The 19058-nt window shown below is 60.7% G+C and carries 19 protein-coding genes and 1 tRNA gene; 14 read left to right on the top strand and 6 right to left on the bottom strand.

Features of this window, described 5'->3' with window-relative positions:
• The first annotated feature begins 18 nt into the window (after positions 1-18).
• The 11 genes from EV698_RS04420 to EV698_RS04370 all read left to right on the top strand — a co-directional run bounded on the left by EV698_RS04420 (position 19) and on the right by EV698_RS04370 (position 8346).
• Positions 19-267 (top strand): hypothetical protein, encoded by a 249-nt coding sequence (locus tag EV698_RS04420; protein ID WP_130502922.1) that lies wholly within the window; start codon positions 19-21, stop codon positions 265-267.
• 4 nt (positions 268-271) lie between these two features.
• The gene (locus EV698_RS04415; RefSeq protein WP_165385718.1) at positions 272-523 is read left to right on the top strand and encodes a DUF2249 domain-containing protein; all 252 of its coding nucleotides are present in this window, start codon (positions 272-274) and stop codon (positions 521-523) included.
• Positions 524-541: 18 nt separating this feature from the next.
• Positions 542-1300, top strand: a complete 759-nt coding sequence (locus EV698_RS04410; RefSeq protein ID WP_130502920.1) for a VIT1/CCC1 transporter family protein — start codon at positions 542-544, stop codon at positions 1298-1300.
• Positions 1301-1319: 19 nt separating this feature from the next.
• The gene (locus EV698_RS04405) at positions 1320-1787 is read left to right on the top strand and encodes a universal stress protein (RefSeq protein WP_130502919.1); all 468 of its coding nucleotides are present in this window, start codon (positions 1320-1322) and stop codon (positions 1785-1787) included.
• Positions 1788-1794: 7 nt separating this feature from the next.
• Complete coding sequence (locus tag EV698_RS04400; protein WP_130502918.1) at positions 1795-2298, top strand: CinA family protein; 504 nt, start codon at positions 1795-1797, stop codon at positions 2296-2298.
• A 94-nt stretch (positions 2299-2392) separates the two neighbouring features.
• Positions 2393-3436, top strand: a complete 1044-nt coding sequence (gene recA / locus EV698_RS04395; protein WP_130502917.1) for a recombinase RecA — start codon at positions 2393-2395, stop codon at positions 3434-3436.
• A gap of 5 nt (positions 3437-3441) precedes the next feature.
• Entirely contained in the window at positions 3442-3924 is a 483-nt protein-coding gene (locus EV698_RS04390) for a regulatory protein RecX (protein ID WP_130502916.1), read from the top strand.
• 12 nt (positions 3925-3936) lie between these two features.
• Positions 3937-6540, top strand: a complete 2604-nt coding sequence (gene alaS / locus EV698_RS04385; RefSeq protein ID WP_130502915.1) for an alanine--tRNA ligase — start codon at positions 3937-3939, stop codon at positions 6538-6540.
• Positions 6541-6552: 12 nt separating this feature from the next.
• A complete protein-coding gene (locus EV698_RS04380; RefSeq protein WP_130502914.1) occupies positions 6553-7830 on the top strand; it encodes an aspartate kinase in 1278 nt (425 codons plus the stop codon).
• A gap of 158 nt (positions 7831-7988) precedes the next feature.
• Positions 7989-8195, top strand: coding sequence for a carbon storage regulator CsrA (gene csrA, locus EV698_RS04375; RefSeq protein ID WP_130502913.1), 207 nt, complete (start codon positions 7989-7991; stop codon positions 8193-8195).
• 59 nt (positions 8196-8254) lie between these two features.
• A tRNA-Ser gene (locus EV698_RS04370) sits at positions 8255-8346 on the top strand.
• Between the two features lie 343 nt (positions 8347-8689).
• Here the strand turns inward: EV698_RS04370 and EV698_RS04365 are convergent.
• The gene (locus EV698_RS04365) at positions 8690-9781 is read right to left on the bottom strand and encodes a PQQ-dependent sugar dehydrogenase (protein WP_130502912.1); all 1092 of its coding nucleotides are present in this window, start codon (positions 9779-9781) and stop codon (positions 8690-8692) included.
• Between the two features lie 310 nt (positions 9782-10091).
• On the opposite strand from EV698_RS04365, the gene EV698_RS04360 reads away from it, so the two are divergent.
• Positions 10092-10445: a DUF805 domain-containing protein gene (locus tag EV698_RS04360; RefSeq protein ID WP_130502911.1), complete on the top strand. Its 354-nt coding sequence runs from the start codon at positions 10092-10094 to the stop codon at positions 10443-10445.
• On the opposite strand, the gene hemG is transcribed toward EV698_RS04360, so the two are convergent.
• Entirely contained in the window at positions 10446-11834 is a 1389-nt protein-coding gene (gene hemG, locus EV698_RS04355; RefSeq protein ID WP_130502910.1) for a protoporphyrinogen oxidase, read from the bottom strand.
• Positions 11835-12114: 280 nt separating this feature from the next.
• On the opposite strand from hemG, the gene EV698_RS04350 reads away from it, so the two are divergent.
• Positions 12115-12657: a porin family protein gene (locus EV698_RS04350; protein WP_165385717.1), complete on the top strand. Its 543-nt coding sequence runs from the start codon at positions 12115-12117 to the stop codon at positions 12655-12657.
• Positions 12658-12699: 42 nt separating this feature from the next.
• Here the strand turns inward: EV698_RS04350 and EV698_RS04345 are convergent, their stop codons facing one another.
• The gene (locus EV698_RS04345; protein ID WP_130502908.1) at positions 12700-14571 is read right to left on the bottom strand and encodes a bifunctional diguanylate cyclase/phosphodiesterase; all 1872 of its coding nucleotides are present in this window, start codon (positions 14569-14571) and stop codon (positions 12700-12702) included.
• Between the two features lie 137 nt (positions 14572-14708).
• On the opposite strand from EV698_RS04345, the gene EV698_RS04340 reads away from it, so the two are divergent.
• On the top strand, positions 14709-16010 hold the full coding sequence (locus EV698_RS04340; protein ID WP_130502907.1) for a sensor domain-containing diguanylate cyclase: 1302 nt from the start codon (positions 14709-14711) through the stop codon (positions 16008-16010).
• On the opposite strand, the gene EV698_RS04335 is transcribed toward EV698_RS04340, so the two are convergent.
• From EV698_RS04335 to EV698_RS04325, 3 genes are read right to left on the bottom strand one after another with little or no spacing between them, the layout of a single operon-like run.
• The gene (locus EV698_RS04335) at positions 16011-16823 is read right to left on the bottom strand and encodes a prepilin peptidase (RefSeq protein WP_130502906.1); all 813 of its coding nucleotides are present in this window, start codon (positions 16821-16823) and stop codon (positions 16011-16013) included.
• The gene (locus tag EV698_RS04330; protein WP_130502905.1) at positions 16820-18553 is read right to left on the bottom strand and encodes a hypothetical protein; all 1734 of its coding nucleotides are present in this window, start codon (positions 18551-18553) and stop codon (positions 16820-16822) included. Before EV698_RS04330 ends, EV698_RS04335 begins: the two co-directional genes overlap by 4 nt.
• A 3-nt stretch (positions 18554-18556) precedes the next feature.
• On the bottom strand, positions 18557-19036 hold the full coding sequence (locus EV698_RS04325) for a PulJ/GspJ family protein (protein WP_130502904.1): 480 nt from the start codon (positions 19034-19036) through the stop codon (positions 18557-18559).
• Positions 19037-19058 lie beyond the last annotated feature (22 nt).

Raw genomic sequence — 19058 nt, 5'->3', positions numbered from 1 at the left:
CACCCGAGGAGGCGGTCTATGCGGCGATTGAGTGATTCAGACGGCAATGAGTGGAGTGTGGATGTGCTGTTCGGTTCCTACGGGACGTACTACCTCATATTCAGTGCCGGGCCGGGCGATGCGGCCGGCGAGGTGCGCAAACTCGCGATTGGTGCCGACACCCAGCAGGAGGCACTAGGCCAGCTCGCCGCCATGGATGACGCGGCGCTCGCGGATGCACTGGCCGATGCCACCGATTTCGACGCCACTTCCCCGCTCGGGTTCTAGCGGTATGGGCGCCGATTATCCCGGCGGTGTCATTGATCTGCGGCTGCACCGACCGCAGACCCGGCTGATGCTCGTCGAGCAGACCCTGGCCGCCCTCAAACCCGACGAAGACATCCTGCTCGTCTTTCGCGAGCGTCCGGCGTATCTGCCCCACCATATCCACTCGCAGTACCCGGGCCGCTTCGAGATCACGCCGGTGGATGAGGGCCCCGAGGTGTGGAGTCTGCGTGTCCATCCGGTCAGCGACCGCCACTAACCTGCAAGGGATCCTTCAATGCCGGAGCTTGAACACAGCCACCATCCGGAGGATATCCGCCACCGGCTCGAGACCGGGCGGCGGACGAGCTATCTGCGCGACGGGATACTCGGCGGTATCGATGGCTGCGTGACTACGTTCGCGGTGGTCGCGAGCGTAGCCGGCGCCGGTCTGCCGGGACTGATTGCCCTCGGCCTCGGGCTCTCGAGCCTGATCGCCGACGGCTTCAGCATGGGGGTGAGCAACTACCAGGGCGTCAAGAGCGAGCGTGACGCCCTTGACCAGGCGCGGGCGACGGAAAACAGTCACATACGCCATGTTCCTGATGGCGAGCGCGAGGAAATCCGCCAGATTTTCGCCCGCAAGGGCTTCGAGGGCGAGGTGCTCGAGGAGATCGTCGACACCATCTCGGCCGACGAGTCGCTGTGGGTGGATACCATGCTGCGCGAGGAGCATGGCCTCGAGCTTGACGGCGCGGATCCCGTCCGTGCCGCGCTATGGACCTTCAGCGCCTTCGTGCTGGTCGGCGCCATCCCGCTGCTGCCGTTCATGTCACCGGCGATCGGCGTCGACCTGGCCTTTGTAGCCAGCAGTCTCCTGACCGCGATCACCTTTTTCGGCATCGGCTTCGTCAAGGGCGTTATGCTGGGTGAAGGCCATCTGCGATCCGGTCTGGAGACATTGCTGATGGGCGGCGGCGCGGCGATCATCGCCTACCTGGTCGGTGGTGTGTTCGAGCCGATGATGACCGAGATGGGACTGGCCATCTCGAAATAACTGCAGGGAGGAGAAACCGATGTCCCGTCAACCCGATATCCTGATTGTTCCCGTGGACGGATCCGAGGGCGCCAGCGAGGCGGCCCGGTACGCCGTTGGTATCGCCGAGGGGCTGGGCGCCCCGGTTCGGCTGGTCTACGCGTTCCCGAAAGACCCCGTCGACATGTTCGGCATTCCCACCGAGGCGCCGGGGCCCGAGGCACTCGAGTATTTCGCACCCGAGGCGTTCGATCGCCTCCGCGACCAAAGCGCCGAGAAGGCATTCGCGGCGACCCGCAAGGCGGTGGGCGAGACAACCATCGAGATCCAGGAGCAGATCATCTCCGGCAGTCCCGCCGAGGCCATCGTCGAGCACGCGGCCGGCGAGGATGATCCGATGATCGTCATCGGCCGGCGTGGCCTGAGCGGCTTCAAGGAGTTCCTCCTCGGGAGTGTCAGCCAGCGGGTGTTACACCACGCCGGCTGCCCGGTGACCGTGGTCCGCTGAGCGCTCGATGGTGGCTGCCACCGACGAAGTGCTCGAGGCGCTGGTCGGGCAGGTCGCGGGCCGGCTGATCGACGCCGGCTGGCGGCTCGCCACGGCGGAGTCCTGCACCGGGGGCTGGATCGCGAAGGTCTGCACCGACCGGGCCGGCAGCTCGCGCTGGTTCGATGAGGGTGTTGTCACGTACAGCAATGCCGCCAAGCAGGCGCGTCTTGGTGTCCCGGCGGCAACGCTCGAGGGCTTCGGGGCGGTCAGCGGCGAGACCGCGGCGGCGATGGCGACGGGTGCACGGGTCGGCGATGATCGACGCGTAGCGCTTGCGACCACCGGCATCGCGGGCCCCGGCGGCGGTTCCACGCGCAAGCCGGTGGGCCTGGTCTGGTTTGCCTGGGCCTGGCCCGAGGGTCAGGTGGTGACCGATTCCGTGATTTTCTCCGGGGACCGCGACGCCGTTCGTCGCGAGAGCGTGGCGCACGCGCTTCGGGGTGTGCTGATGCGGCAATCCGCCGCCTGACGGTCGCTCAACCCCGACCGCCGGGGTGGGCGGTCGGGCGGTACTGTGGGACAATCAGGGCATTATTGACGGTTTGCAGACCCAGGGGTTAGGTATGGATGAAGATCGCAAGAAGGCACTGGGCGCAGCCCTCGGCCAGATTGAAAAGCAGTTCGGCAAGGGCGCGGTCATGCGCATGGGCGACGCCCGTGCCGTGGGCAACATACCGGTAATCTCCACCGGTTCGCTGGCGCTCGATGTGGCGCTGGGGATTGGCGGCATTCCCCGCGGCCGGGTCGTCGAGATCTACGGGCCGGAGTCATCCGGCAAGACTACGCTGACGCTCCAGGCGATCGCCGAGGCGCAGAAGGCGGGTGGCACCGCCGCCTTCATCGATGCCGAGCACGCCCTCGATCCGGAATACGCCGGCAAGCTCGGCGTCGATGTCGACGAGCTACTGGTCTCGCAGCCCGACACCGGTGAGCAGGCGCTCGAAATCGCCGATATGCTGGTGCGCTCCAGCGCGGTGGACATCGTGGTGGTCGATTCGGTCGCGGCACTCACGCCCAAGGCCGAGATCGAGGGCGAGATGGGCGACTCGCACGTCGGGCTGCAGGCACGCCTCATGTCCCAGGCGCTGCGCAAGCTCACCGCTAACATCCAGCGCTCGAAGACGACGGTGGTTTTCATCAACCAGATCCGCATGAAGATCGGCGTGATGTTCGGCAGCCCGGAGACGACGACGGGCGGCAACGCACTCAAGTTCTACTCCTCGGTGCGCATGGACATTCGGCGCATCGGTGCGATCAAGAAGGGCGACGAGGTCATCGGCAACGAGACCCGTGTGAAGGTGGTGAAGAACAAGATGGCGCCGCCCTTCCGCCAGGCCGAGTTCGAGATCCTCTACGGCGAGGGCATCTCGCGCGAGGGCGAGCTTATCGATCTCGGCGCGAAGAATGGCGTCGTTGACAAGTCCGGTGCCTGGTACAGCTACAACGGCGATCGCATCGGTCAGGGCAAGGACAACGTCCGCAACTTCCTCAAGGAGCATCCGGAGATGACCGACGCCATCGATCAGACGCTGCGCCAGAAGCTCCTTCATCTGCGCGGTGATGACGAGACACCCGCCGAGACGGAAGAGGGTGGGGCGAACGCCTGACACCGATGAGTGCCGAACCCGCCGATTCCTCCGAGGCGATACGCGAGTGCTGTATTCGCCTGCTCGCCCGCCGCGAGCACTCGCGCCTCGAGCTTAAGCGCAAGCTCGAGGCGCGCGACTTTTCGCGTACCGAGATCCCCGCCGTACTGGATACGCTGATCGAGGAAAATCTGTTAAGCGATCAGCGATTTGCCGAGATGTTTGCACGGACCCGCTGCGAGAATGGACAGGGTCCCGTGAAGATCCGCGCCGATTTGCAGGCGCGGGGCGTCGACGCTGCAGAGATTGACCGCTCCCTGGAACTTGTCGACGATACGTGGCTGAACTACTGTCGCGCCGCGTGGCGCCGGCGCTTCGGCGTCGCCCCGAGCGATCGGCGCGAGTGGTCGCGCCAGGCACGGTTCCTGGCAGGTCGGGGGTTCAGTGCCGAGCTGGTCCACCGCGTGCTCGATGAAGCGGCGAACGAAAAAGAGAACACAGACACTTGAAAGCAGATTCGAATGAATAACAGCAGTGCAGCCATCCGCCAGGCCTTCCACGAGTTCTTTGCCGAACGCGGCCATACGATCGTCCCCAGTGCTTCCCTGGTGCCGCCCGATGACCCGACGTTGCTGTTTATCAATGCCGGCATGGTGCCGTTCAAGGATGTGTTTGTCGGTCGTGAGCAACGTCCCTATCAACGTGCCGTCAGTGCGCAGCGCTGTGTCCGCGCAGGGGGTAAGCACAACGACCTCGAGAACGTGGGCTATACCGCGCGGCATCACACCTTCTTCGAGATGCTGGGCAATTTCAGCTTCGGCGACTATTTCAAGCGCGACGCGATCGGCTATGCCTGGACGTTTCTGACCGAAACACTGGGGCTGCCGGCCGAGCGTCTCTGGGTGACGGTCTACGAAGACGATGACGAGGCGGCGTCGATCTGGCTCGACGAGATCGGTGTCGACCCGTCCCGCTTCGCCCGCATCGGCGCCGCGGACAACTTCTGGGCGATGGGCGATACCGGGCCCTGCGGTCCCTGCTCGGAGATCTTCTACGATCACGGACCCGAGGTGCCGGGTGGCCCGCCGGGTAGCCCCGATGAGGATGGCGATCGCTACGTCGAGATCTGGAACCTGGTGTTCATGCAGTACGATCGCGGTGCCGACGGCGCGCTGACGCCCCTGCCCAAGCCCTCCATCGACACCGGCATGGGGCTCGAGCGCATGGCCGCGGTCGCCCAGGGCGTGACCAACAATTACGACATCGACCTCTTCCGTAACCTGGTCGATGCGACGGCCCGGCTTGTGGGTACGGATGATCGCGAGGGCAGTTCCCTGCGGGTGATTGCCGATCATATCCGCGCCTGCGCTTTCCTCGTCGTGGACGGTGTTCTGCCGAGCAACGAGGGTCGCGGCTATGTCCTGCGCCGGATCATCCGCCGCGCCGTTCGCCATGGGTACAAGCTCGGCGTCAGCGAGGTGTTCTTCTGGCGCCTGGTGGAACCGCTGGTCGGCGAGATGGGCGAGGCCTATCCCGAGCTGGCGAGTCATCGCGAACTGGTCGAGCGGGTCCTGCGGCTGGAAGAGGGGCGCTTCCGGGAAACCCTGGAGCAGGGGCTTCGGCTGCTGGAAAACGATCTCGCGGATCTGAGTGGCGACACGGTCCCGGGCGAAACGGTCTTCAAGCTCTACGACACGTTCGGCTTCCCGGTGGATCTGACTGCGGATGTCGTCCGTGAACAGGGCCTCTACCTGGATATGGCGGGCTTCGAAACCGCCATGAATGCTCAGCGCGAGCGCGCCCGGGCGGCGAGTACATTCCGCGCCGAATACGGCGGAGCGGCGGATTTCGGTGGTACCACCGAGTTCAGCGGTTACGACGTCCGCGAGGATGCCGCGCAGGTGATCGGCCTTTATCGCGACGGTGGTGCCGTCGATGCGCTGTCACCGGGCGATCACGGCCTGGTTATCCTCGATCGCACGCCGTTCTACGCCGAGGCCGGTGGCCAGGTGGGCGATACCGGTCACCTGGTGGCCAGTGGTGTGGAGTTCACGGTCGAGGACACCCAGAAATATGCCCAGGCTCGGGGTCATCTGGGGCGCATGGTCAGTGGCGAGCTTCGCCTCGGCGACGCCGTCGATGCCCGCATTGATGTCGCCCGGCGTGACCGCATCACCCTCAATCATACCGCGACGCATCTCCTCCACGCCGCGCTCCGCGAGGTGCTGGGCGCGCATATCCACCAGAAGGGGTCGCTCGTCGCACCGGAGCGGCTGCGCTTCGATTTCGCCCACTTCGAGCCCATCACCGCCGATCAGCTGCGCGATATCGAGGCCCGGGTCAACGCCTGGATCCGGCGTGATGAGGTGGCTGACATCTTCGAGGCCGAATACAACGAGGCCATCGGGATGGGCGCGATGGCGCTTTTCGGCGAGAAGTACGGCGACCGGGTCCGGGTCGTCCGCTTCGGTGATCTCTCCACCGAGCTCTGCGGCGGCTGTCATGTGGGCGCGACGGGTCGTATAGGGCTGTTCCGCCTGACCACCGAGGGCGGCGTATCCGCCGGGGTTCGCCGCATCGAGGCAATCACCGGTGCGGCGGCGGTCGAGCGGGTCCAGCGTGATGCACAGACGCTGGATGAGGCGGCCGCGAAGCTGAAGGTCTCCCCGGATAACCTGCTGGTGCGCCTCGACCAGGACATCGACAAGCTGCGCTCGCTCGAGCGCGAGCTCGGTCGCATGAAACAGCGCCTCGCCAGCCAGGCGGGTAGTGAGCTCGCCGACTCGGCGCAGACCGTGAATGGCGTCAAGGTGCTCGCCGCCCGGGTCGACTCCGCCGGTGAGTCGTTGCGCGACACGGTGGATCAGCTCAAGAACAAACTCGGTAGCGCCGTGATCGTCATCGCCGCGGATCAGGACGGCAAGGTGCGACTGGTCGCCGGCGTCACCACCGATCTCACCGACCGGCTGCGTGCCGGCGATCTCGTTAATCACGTTGCCCGCCAGGTAGGCGGGCGCGGCGGCGGCCGGCCCGATTTCGCCCAGGCGGGCGGTAGCGATCCGGCGGCACTGCCCGCGGCGCTCGAGTCGGTGACCGACTGGGTGCAGGAACAACTAAATCAGTAACAAGGGATCTCCATGTCGCTAGTTGTCCAGAAATTCGGCGGCTCCTCGGTCGCCGATATCGAACGCATCGAGAACGTCGCGCGCAAGGTGATCGCCTCGCGCGAGGCCGGCCACGACGTCGTGGTCGTCGTCTCGGCCATGAAAGGCGAAACCGATCGCCTCAACGAGCTGGCCTTCGGCGCCGCGCAGAGCTCAACGCCCCGACCGCGTGAGCATGATCTGCTGCTCTCCACGGGCGAGACGGTGACCATCGCGCTGCTGACGATGGTGCTCGAGCGCATGGGCGCGCCGGCGCGCTGCCTCACCGGCGCGCAGGTGCGCATCCTCACCGACAGTGCATTCAGCAAGGCGCGGATTCAGGACATCGATGCCGAACTCATCCGCGAGGACCTCGGTGCAGGCCGAATCGTCGTGGTGGCCGGTTTCCAGGGCGTCGACGAGAATGGCTCGATCACCACGCTGGGACGCGGCGGCTCTGACACCACGGCCGTCGCGCTTGCGGCGGCGCTCGAAGCGGATGAGTGCCAGATCTACACCGACGTGGACGGCGTTTACACGACCGACCCGCGGGTGGTTCCCACGGCAAGGCGTCTCGAGACAGTAACCTTCGAGGAAATGCTCGAGCTCGCAAGCCTTGGCTCGAAGGTCTTGCAGATCCGGGCGGTGGAGTTTGCCGGCAAATACCAGGTGCCACTCCGGGTGCTGTCCTCGTTTCAGGACGGCCCCGGGACATTGATCACGATGGAGGGACAGAAGAATATGCAGCAGGGCAGTATGGAAGAGCCCCTGATCGCGGGCATCGCATTCAATCGCGATGAAGCGAAGCTGACCATGATCGGCGTGCCGGACACCCCGGGTATCGCGACCCAGATCCTCGGTCCGGTGGCGGATGCCAACATCGAGGTCGACATGATCGTGCAGAACATCAGCAATGAGGGTCTGACCGACTTTACCTTCACGGTGAACAAGACCGAATACGATCGGGCCCTGGATATTCTGCGCAAGCAGGCCGAGGTGCTCGGCGCCCGCGAGGTGTTCGGTGACAACAGCATCGGCAAGCTCTCGCTGGTCGGCGTGGGCATGCGCTCGCATGCCGGCGTGGCGAGCCGCATGTTCAAGGCGCTGGCGGCGGAGGGGATCAACATCCAGATGATCTCGACCTCCGAGATCAAGATCTCGGTGGTAACCGACGAGGAATCCCTCGAGGTGGGAACCCGCGCGCTCCACAAGGCCTTTGGGCTGGATGATCGCAGTGGCAATACGGTGAGCGTCGAAGGTCAATCGGTCTAGTCAGAGGCGCATAATTGGGCTGAACGCAGGGGAGACAGTCCGGGTCATAGAATATACAATCAAAAAATAGTAGTACTGGATAAGCTATACCGGATATTACGCGAGGGAATGCGAGTCCGACATTGAGGCGGTCGCAATAACAACGAGGAGATGTCGGAATGCTTATTCTGACCCGCAGGGTCGGTGAAACCCTGATGATTGGCGACGACGTCGCCGTGACAGTGCTGGGTGTCAAGGGCAACCAGGTCCGCATCGGTGTCAAAGCGCCCAGGGATGTCACGGTTCATCGCGAGGAAATCTACGAGCGCATCCGCGAAGAGGATGGAACGCCTGAAGAAAAGCGCGCTGCCGACGACGATCGCTAGCTCGGGAACGGCCCGGTTTACGAGACCGCCCTCGATACCGTATTCTTGCGTCTTACATCGGAGAGGTGGCCGAGCGGCTGAAGGCGCTCCCCTGCTAAGGGAGTAAGGGCTTGATCGCCCTTCGTGGGTTCGAATCCCACCCTCTCCGCCAGACATGAAAAAGGGGCCGCAGGCCCTTTTTTTGTGTCTGACGAAAGCCGGGGTTCGAACCCACGAAGGAATAGATGATGGGTTCGACCAATCGCGCAGCGATTGGGACGCGGCGCGGCAGCGCTGCGCCCGGAGGGTGAGGCCCGTGAGGGCCGAATCAATCCCACCCTCTCTGCTCGACGCTGGGAGTTCGAACCCACCGGGACGGATTCGGGTAGAGGAAGGCGCGTTGTCACCTATTTCCAACCGCTCGCACACTCCCTATACACATTGATCCGTGTGTACTGGCCGTGTGCAAAGGGTTAGGGAAAGCTGACAACGGACTCAGCGACTCATCTCGTCTGTCACGGATTCACCCGGACAAGGCGGCCATTGGCCTGGTCCGTTAGCAGGTAGAGATTTCCATCCGGCCCGCTTTCCACGGCCCGAATGCGCCACCCCCGGTCCTCTAGAAGCCGCTCTTCACTCACCACCTCCTGGCCGTCGAGTCGCAGTCGCGCGAGATGGACCTTGGCGAGCGCACCGACGTAGAGATCCCCGTTGTGGAAGGCCATGCCAGACGGGGCAATGGAGGGCGTCCAGACGTGGATGGGCTGGATGGTGCCCGGTTTCTCGCTCGGTGCGATCTCCGGCCCCCAGTACTCGCGGCCATAGGTGGTCTCTGGCCAGCCGAAGTTCTCACCCGCCGCGGGGAGGTTGATCTCGTCGCCGCCCCGAGGTCCGTGCTCGTGGATCCACAGGGCACCGGTCTCGGGATGGCGCGCCGCGCCCTGAGGATTACGATGCCCGTAGCTGTAAATGGCCGCTTCGGCGTTGGCCTGACCAACAAACGGATTGGTCGCCGGAATGCTGCCATCGTCATGAAGCCGGATGACCGCGCCATTGTGGTCTTCAAGATCCTGCGCGCGGTCACGCTCGCCGCGATCCCCGGTAGTGAACAGTACATGTCCCGCGCCATCAAAGCTGATGCGGGAGCCGAAATGCTTGGTGCTCTCAACACAGGGCGTCGCCACGAACAGGGTTTCGAAGTCGGCGAGCTGGTTGTCATCGGTGAGCCGACCTCGACCGAGGTGGGTGGCATTACCGTCCCCGCAGGCACCTGCCCAGGTCAGGTAGACCTGCCGGTTGTCACTGAAATCAGGGTGCAGTTCGATATCCAGCAGCCCGCCCTGACCCTGTGCATCCACCGCCGGCACGCCCGAGACCTGCGCTCGCTGGCCAGTCTCCAGGTCCAGATAAAGCAACCGCCCGGGCCGCTCGGTAACCAGCACTTCGCCTTCCGCGAGAAAGGCCATCCCCCACGGGTGCTCAAGATCTTTGGCGAGCGTCTCCACACCCGAGTCCGCCATTGCGGTCGTCGCTGTCAGGCCTGCAAGCAGGACGATCAAATAGTGGAACAGGTGCTCAAAGACGACGATCATCGTTTGCCTCGGCATATTCCGGGATCTCCACGGCCGCACCGGATCTTTTCGGTTGACTACGTAACGGCCTTATCCCGATCCTACCGCGCGCTCGCGAACCTCGGGGGAAATACGTGATTTGATTTTCACGGCTAAAGCCTCTCGAGTCCTGGAGCGTCCTTAAAACCCGGGGCGTTTAGTGTCTACTCTCGGATTGTGTACTTGACGGGGAGTCTACGAATGACGCAATTGCCCGCAGCTGCCTGCAGCGGTTGCAGCCGCCCCGGCTGAATCGTTTAACCTTCCCTTCTCAAACAAACAGCGTGAGCAGTAAGGGGTCCGTGCCGTGCGTCAGTATTTCAGTTTTGAGGGTGAGTCTAGGCGAGAGGTCTACTGGGCGGTTACAGTGATCAATCTACTGATCGGGGCCGTGATGGTGCCGATTATCGTCGCTGGTGCGACCGCCCCTGACATGCATCCTCTTACCTTCCTCGCGATCGTCATCCTGCTTTCGCCTTTGTGGGTCGGCCCGATCTGGCTGCAACTGGCGACTGGTGCCCGACGTTGCCGGGAGGCAGGGATCAATCCGTTCTGGTCAGCCACCGTGTTCCTGCCCTATATCGCCGTCATACCCGTGGCGGTGATCGGCCTGCTTCCACCCGTGAATCGTGGGGCTGACCGGCTTGATTACCCCCGCTGATTAAACCGTCATCTGCAGCCGCCGGGCCATGGCTTGGCCGCTGTCGATGCAGTCACCGACGCTGATACCGTCACGCCAGTTGCCGACCAGGTGCAATCCGCGGTGTCTGGCCACCCTTGCCTTGATGGCCTCGATCCGCTCGAGATGCCCAACCTCGTATTGCGGAATGGCCTCCGACCAGCGCTTCACTCGTGAGAACACGGGTGTTCCCTGAATACCGAGAATCTCGCCCAGCTCCGTACTGATGATGCTGATCAGTTCATTATCGGGCTGTGCCATGACGCCAGGATTCCGGCGGCCGCCAATGAAGCAGGTGAGAAGCGCATGCCCTTCGGGAGCCCGGGCGGGGAACAGCGTCGAGGAGAACAGCGCACCCAGTGTCTGCCGGTTTTCTCTGCTGGGGATGAGCATGCCGAAACCGTCAAGCGGATGCGAAATAGCGTCGCGCGGATACCCCAGTGCTACGGCCGCGAGGGGCGGATACACGATCTCATCCAGAGCTGCCTGGAGGTCGGTATCCACGTCTTCAAGCAGCTTCGCGCTGACCGACGAGGGTGTAGTGAGAACCACCTCATGGCCGTGAAAAGACCGATCGTGCTGGTCCACGGCCTGCCACCCGCTCTCGTCCCGATGGATGGATTTCACCTCGCTACCCGTGACCAGACGCGCTTCGGGGTAGTGCGCGAATTCATTCGCCATCGCCCGGGTCAGGGTGGCCAGGCCCTTCGGGAAGCTGACCAGATTGCCTCGCCAGTGATCGGGAAAACCATCGATACGCGCCTGCCGACGCTGCGCCCTGGCGCTTGCCATTTCCGTGATGCCGCCGCGCAGTAGCGATCCATGCCGCTGTTCCAGCCGGTGGAGCCGAGGCATGGCCGCCCGGGCCGACAGGCGTTGAGGATCACCGGCGTAAACGCCGGAAACAAACGGATCAACGAAATGCTCGAGGACACGCGGACCGAGGCGTCGTTCGACGAACGCAGCGAGCGTTTCTTCGTGGGCGGCGGATCCACGGAAAGGTTCGGACAACAGGTGGCCCCACGCCTTGAAACCGAGGAGTGGATGCGTCAGTGCGGACAGGACGCCGCTCGGCAACGCGACAGGCTGCCCGTCATTGACCACATAACGCTTCTTGCTGGCGGTTGGTGGAAAGATGACCTCGTCCACCAGTCCCAGCGAGTCAATCAGTCGATACAGGGGGAGCGTACAGAGCAGGGTGTTGGGCCCCAGCTCCATTTGCCACTCGTCCTCTGTCACCGAATGGACATTGCCACCCGGTGATTCCGCGGCCTCCACCAGCGTGACGGATCGCCCCTGGCGTGCGAGCTCGAGGGCGAGTGCAAGTCCGGTCACACCACCGCCGATGATGAGGAAGCCAGGATTCTCCATTGGAGACCACCTATTTTTCGATATTCTATCCCGCCACTGGGAAAAAAGCGGCTATGGAAATTCGCCTATTGCTGACCGCTTGCACACTCCTCATACACATCAAAAAGTGTGTACTGGCCGTGTGCAAAGGGTCGGGGAAAGCTAACAACGGAGACGCCGGGCGGCCACGGTAGAACACTTGGTGGACGACGAAGCGCCTCTCACCTGGAGGGTGCCGCCACCGTAACGGAAACGCTATCCTCCATTGTGAACATACCGACACGCAACGGAGATGCATCCAATGCATATCAATAAAACGCTCCCCCTGGTGATGGCGCTCGCTGGTTCTGTCTCGCCCGCGCTGGCGCAGGAAAAGATCGGGGAGGGGTATATGGGGTTCAGCGTCGGAGCTATGGACGTCGATGTCGATGGAACCTCCGGCGCAACCCCCACCATCGCTATCGCCCATTTCGGTAACAACCTCACGGACTATCTTGGCTTCGAGTTCCGGATAGGAACGGGGATTACCGATGAGGACACCCGTGGCTACGGAACAACCGGCGATGTAGACCTGAATTCATTGTACGGCGCCTATGGCGTGGGGCGTATTCCGCTTGCGGAGGGTTTTTCTCTCTACGGCCTCGCGGGATTCACGCATGGTGAAGTCGAGTTTCTAAATGCCGGAGGCATTGCGGAAGAGCGGGAGAGTGACACGTCCTACGGTATCGGTGCCCGGGTATCCCCGACAGACCGTTTCTCGGTATTTATCGAATACGCCCAGTATCTCGATGGCACGAGCTACGACGTCTCCGGTGGTTCCATTGGTGGTATCTACCAGTACTGACCCCACGGATCAATCCAGCCTAGCGGCCATAGCTGGCATCCATTACCCCAGATAAATCTCCGGCGGCTGTGGGCGGCCGAGGTAAAAGCCCTGCTGGATGGCGATGCCGAGCTCTTTCACCATCTCTGACTGGGTTGCTGTCTCGATCCCTTCCGCGATCACCTGGATATCCAGTACCCGGCAGAGATCCGCGATGGAGCCGACGATGGCACGCGACTTTGCGTCCTCGGTGATGGCCGTGATCAGTGCCTTGTCGATTTTCACGTACTCGATATCGAGCTCGCGCAGCCGGTAGAGATTGCTCTCCAGTGCGCCGAAGTCATCCAGTGCGAGGAGCGTGCGGTTATCGGTCAGCTTCGCCCAGGTGGTCTTGAGATCGGTCAGATCGTCGCCGAGATACTGCGGCAGGCCGCGTTCGGTCACCTCGATCATCACGCGAAGGCCGTGATCGTTGTCGGCGCCGAAGTCGTGCAGCAGCTGCGCGGGGTCATCAATGCGCTGGAGATCCTCCAGTCCGATGTTGTAGGACAGCAGGCCGACACCGCTACGAGCGACCCGCTCGGTCAGCGCGCGACGCATCGCGATGACATAGGCGTAGAAGTCCTCGTCCTTGAGGATTTCCCGTAACCGGTCGAGAAAAATGGCAGGCGAGCGGACTTCATCCTCGCAGGTCCACCGAATAAGGGCCTCGTAGCCGATGAACCGGTTTGTTTCTGCATTCACCAGCGGCTGGATGTAGTAGCTGAACTCGCCGTTCTTGAGTCCCTGTCGGATGTCGCGGTCGGTAACGAAGGCGCCGCTGCTCCGGGAATTGGCGATAAAGGCCGCATCCGCGCAGACGATCGATTTCCAGTCCCGCTCCTTGGCGTGCCGCATTGCCAGATCCGCCTCGGAGAGCCGCTCCGAGAGCGCGTCATCGGGCGCGAGTAGCGTGCCGCCACCGCAAATCTCGATCTTCCCGACATCATCGGCGCCATCGATGCGCATTTCCTGAATGGCGCTCACAATGGTGTCACCGAGTTGACGAACGAATGCCCAGCGGTGCGCCGGTAACAGGATGGCAAAGTCATCACCGTCGAGACGGGCGATCGTCGCCCCGGGGCCGAGTGTCGAGCGCAGCACGCGGGCGATCCCCTGTAGTACCCGATCGCCGGTGCTGATGCCGTGACTGTTATTGATCGCCTTGATGTTGTAGACATCGATCAGAAGCAGGGCGGCGCCCCGATAGCGGACACCGTCGCCGTACAGCTCCTGCAAGCCGAACCGGGACAGCTCACCGGTGATCGGATCGGTCTGGATCTGTTTGCGGAGCCGGTTCTCGAACCGGCTCTGAACGAACAGGTAAGTGCCGATGATGCCGAGCAGGCACCAGAGCACGAACGATTCCAGCATGAAACGCCAGAACCGCCGGTCGAGGGTGTCCTGGATATACTCGGCATCGGTCGTCAGCTCGAGCGTTCCGACACGGCGGCTGTTAAGGGTAATGGCCGTCGTGTACGACAGCGCTGGAAAAGCCCCGCTGAACCCCAACTCTCCGGGGGAGGTTGATTCTTCTGCCGCGCTGTCGTACTCCAGCGCGTACCCACGGCGCTGTGCGCTGACCAGCAGCTTGTCGTCGCGATCGCGCACCTGGACCGCTCCGGCCCGCGGCAATGTCTCGAGCAGCCGCATCTCCCGACGGATTTCCGGCAGATTCCGAAACACGACGCTCTCCGCGCTGCGCTCACCCAGCAACTGGGCAACCCGCTCGATGGTGGTCTCGGTCCGTTCCGTTTCACTCCGCACCTGCTGCTGGTAGCCGAGATAGAAAGCGAACGTCACGCCAAACCCGACCACGAGGACGAGTTCGAGCAGAGCAATCTGTATCCATCGCAGGCTGCGCAGACGTCGCCAGCAGATTCTCAGTATCGTCAACAAGTAAGCGGTCTCCGGTCGCCAGTGATTGGTTTGTCAGGGCCGGAAGGGTACCCTAACCGTCGACAAATTTATCCCATATAAGGGACGCACGCGGAATTTAAGTGTTACGGGCGGTGCCCTCAACAAAGGATGTTATGGCTGACCAGATAGCGCAGTCTGTCATTGCAAAGCTGATCGAGCAGATCAACGATGCAGTGCTTGTGACACACACGGAGCATCACTCCGGCGGCTACGTCATTGTTTATGCCAACCCGGCATTCTGCGCCATGACGGGCTACGGCCTCGATGAACTGATCGGCCAGACACCGCGCATCCTGCAGGGACCGGCGACCGATCGCAGCGTCATCCACCGGCTCGATACCAATCTCCAGGGCGGCGACTCCTTCGACGGTACAACGGTCAACTATCGCAAGAACGGTGAGCCGTACATCGTTCGCTGGGCCATCTCGCCGATCAGTGATGACGTGACCGGCGAGCGCTACTACGCCGCCGTCCAGCACGAGGTCACCCGCGAGGTCCATACCGAGACCATCAACCGGAATATCCTCGAGAGTATCGACGAGGCGATTATCGCGATCGATCCGTCCGGCGTCGTGACCCGATTGAATCAGGCGGCTATTCGTATCCTGGGTCTGGATTCCGAGTCCGTGCTGGAGGGCAATGACTGGGCGGAATGGCTGGCGCCGCTGGCGGACGCCCGCGTTACCGCGCCCCGGGATCATCGCGTTTCGTCCGAATCCGTTGACCTTCGTGCGCTGATCCATGAAGTCATCGAGAAGGGCGAACCCGGAACCGCGACGCGCTATGCGTTGATCGAGGTGAACGGCCGGCCGGTCAATATCCGGCTGGCGGTGACGGCCCTGACAACGCCGTCCGGCGACTATCTGGGCGTCCTGATCGTGATCCGTGATCGCACGAACCAACACGCATTCGAGCAGGCACTCTGGCAGGCGGCTACGCATGACCCGCTCACCGGTGTCTATAACCGCAAGTTCGCCGATGATGTGTTGGCATGGGCCGTTGCAAACGCGGACCGCAGCGGAGAGATCGCCTCACTCATTCTCTTCGATCTGGATTACTTCAAGGCGGTCAATGACACCTACGGCCACAACGTGGGCGACGAGGTATTGAAAGCGGTGACGGAGGCCGCTCAGAGCTGTCTGCGCTCGCAGGATTACCTCGTTCGCTGGGGTGGCGAGGAGTTTGCGGTGATTCTGCCGGGAACCGATCGCGATGCCGCCAGCGCGATTGCCGAGCGACTGCGGACACGCATCGCCGCCGCCACCGAGGGGACGGATCTCCCGAAGGTGGAGGTCTCGCTGGGAGTTGGCGAATATCGCAATGGTGAGGGTACCCGACCCTGGTTTCGGCGCGTGGACGATGCGCTCTACAGGGCCAAAGACAGCGGTCGCAACCGCCTCGAACTCACCGACTAGCTATCCCCACGGCGGGAGATAGACAGCGAGAGAGGGCGGGGCGGTTATCGCAATCCACCCGGCAACGGCAAGATAGGGCCCAAAGGGGATCTCCCGCTGGCCGTCGATACCCATTAACGGCGCCTGCGCCAAGATGATCAGCAACGCGGCAATGGGGGCGATCAGGATCGTCGCGAGCAGCGCCTCCGGCCCGCCCCAGGCGCCGATCAGGGCGAAGAGCTTGAAGTCGCCGTACCCCAGTCCTTCGATGCCCCGCAGCAACCGATAGCCGGCATTGATCAGCCATAGCGATGAATACCCGGCTGCGGCGCCGATGATCGACATCGTCGGGGTAATGAAGTCGGTCCCGACACTCACGAGCAAACCGATCCAGAGGCCGCTCAGCGTGAGGGCATCCGGCAGCAGATGCGTCTCGAAGTCGATGATAGCCATCGCGATCATCCATCCACTGAGCAGCAGGAGCACGGCGGTGATTGGCTCGATGCCGTACCAGGCGACAACGGCGGCAAAGACAATCGCCGTTAGCGCTTCGGTGAATGGATAGCGGGGCGAGATCGGGGCATCGCAATCGCGGCAGCGTCCACGGAGCAGCAGCCAGCTGATGATGGGGATGTTGTCACGGATGCGGATCGGGTGCTTGCAGTGGGGGCAGTGAGAGCCCGGCCAGGCGATGCCGGGGGGAGGTGCATTATCACCGGATGCAGAGTCAGTCTGCCGCTCGGCGTAGTCGATCTGCGCGGGGATGCGGGAGATGACTACGTTTAAGAAGCTGCCGACAAGAGCCCCAAGGAAAACGGGAAAGATAAAGGTCATTCCAATTCCGGGATAGCGATACGGCCGATGCTAACCGACCCGTTAGGACGATCAGGGATTTCTTCTTTTATCTCTTTTTCAAGGCTTTCGAGCGTCTCATCTGAAATCTCTGGCGGATTGTCCAATGAACTGGATGGGTTAACATCCTTTTCAGTGGCCCTATAGTTTCTATGAAGCGGCTTCGAACCACCACCCCCAATATTATAGTACGACTTTCTGATATCACTTAGTTCGAAACGTATATAATCATCCGAAAATATGCCTCCGTCAAAAACCAAATCGTACTCATTCAGCTCCTCAAATTCAAACTTGACATCTTCATCGTGGCTTATGCTGTCGAAGTAAGCGCCATTGGAAAAAATTGTTTGACCTTTCTCGAGCTCATTCACCTCAAATTTTGCCTTGTTTCCTTTCAGAAAAACCTTTTCCAAAAATTTCACAGACACGGAATTTTCTTTGTCCTCCCCCTGGATTTGTATTTTGGCGTCTCCGTTATTGCCCTCGAGCAGAACAGGGGCGCCCATGACCACGCTGTCTGATATGTCGCTATCCGCTGTATGTTTGAATTGGAGCTCTGCCTTGTCATCAGTGCTTCTGATAAAAACCACATTTTGTGAATAAACATCCGTCTTTTCCGGAATCTTAAGTGACCCGGATCCATCAAACTCAAATTCCGCTTTTGCTTCTCCATTGCTTGCATCTAAAATAACAGGACCGTCGATTTCTAATAGATCGTTTATACCTTTAAATTTAAACAACGCTGTTTCTCCGTCGATCAGCACGCCCTTTAAACCACTGATGCTTCCACCTTCTTTTATATCGAATTCAACTACAGCATCCCCATCGGTCGCGGTAATTATAAGCGGCCCATTCATGCTTATACTAGACTTTATTTCATTGTCGATAATATCAGCACCGTCCCCTTCCAAGAGAACTCCTCCGCCAACTGTAATGTCGCCAATGCCCTCCATATCGAAAGGCCATTCCGCGTCACCATCGGTTTTCTTGATGTTAATAGGGCCGCTAATAGAAAGATCGCCTTTGAAATCATCCAGCTCGATATCGAAATCTTCTCCGTTAAAAAAGAGACCATCTTTAATTACTATAGAGTCGAGGTTTTCAGAATTGTCTATTGCGAAGTCGACTTCTCCAGCCCCATCTGCGCCTTCATCTCCGAAGATGAGTGCCTTCGTAAACGAAAGTTCCTTAGCATCATCGTCACACAGTATATCGATTTCGATATCACCCTCATCATTATCGAATTCGTCGATTGAGCAAGAGTTATCCGGGGAAGATTTCATTCGGTCTCGAAGTTGTTTTTCTGTCCTTATAGGATCAAGACCGCTTTCTCCTATACTGTATCCATACTGCGCGTTGTTAATTTCTATGTAGCCATCGTAATCGAAGCCTGGGGTTGCAGCATTCGATTGCGCATGTGTATTGAAATTAGCCCCTGGGTACATTACCCTTTCAATGTCATTCGGTCGCGTATTGTTGGCATTGGCATCTATATTTACTCCGCCATCATTAAGCAGACGTACCGAATCCCCTACGCTATTCCCGTGAAGCGCCCTTGTCTTTTCGTTCACGGTAATAGCGTTTTGAGTCAGTAACGCGTTTGTACCAGCGGCGACAGCGCCGACGCCTAAGATTGATACTATCGCGACAATCATGATGGAGCCGCTTTGTTTCGCACGACCGGCAATTTCGTAATCTGTACTTCGATTCATCTTTTATTGCCTCGGCGTAGCTCTAACTAAGTGGGATTCACCGTCAAGTTTCAGGATTAGTTCGTAAAGATTAGTGCTCGGAGTTTCTAAGAGGCGTTCACAATAAAAATTATATGGCTCGTCCTTGTCAATAACACTGAACAATACCTCGCCTTCTTCGAACTCTTTATTTACAATCACGAAGTCCGTTCCACGATATTTATACTCTACAAGGCCTGCACTGCCGGGAATCTCAATTGCATTACTGGTAGGGCAAGTTGGTATCCCTGAACTGAATCGGATATCGTTAGCGACCCTCGATAAGGCATACTCGATATCGGCCTCTTGATCGGTTTGTTCATCGATCACGAATTTCGTCTCTATCAAATTAATCAACGGTTGCCCGATAAATCCGCCGATGACTGCCAATAGAGTGATAGTGGCGACCATCTCAATGAGTGTGACGCCGTCTTCAGCGTTATGTATGAAGCGCGCGACACCCATCCTGTTTTTCCTACCTGAGATG

This window comes from Spiribacter vilamensis, assembly GCF_004217415.1.
Classification (GTDB): domain Bacteria; phylum Pseudomonadota; class Gammaproteobacteria; order Nitrococcales; family Nitrococcaceae; genus Spiribacter; species Spiribacter vilamensis.
This window is presented reverse-complemented; position numbering and strand designations above follow the sequence as displayed.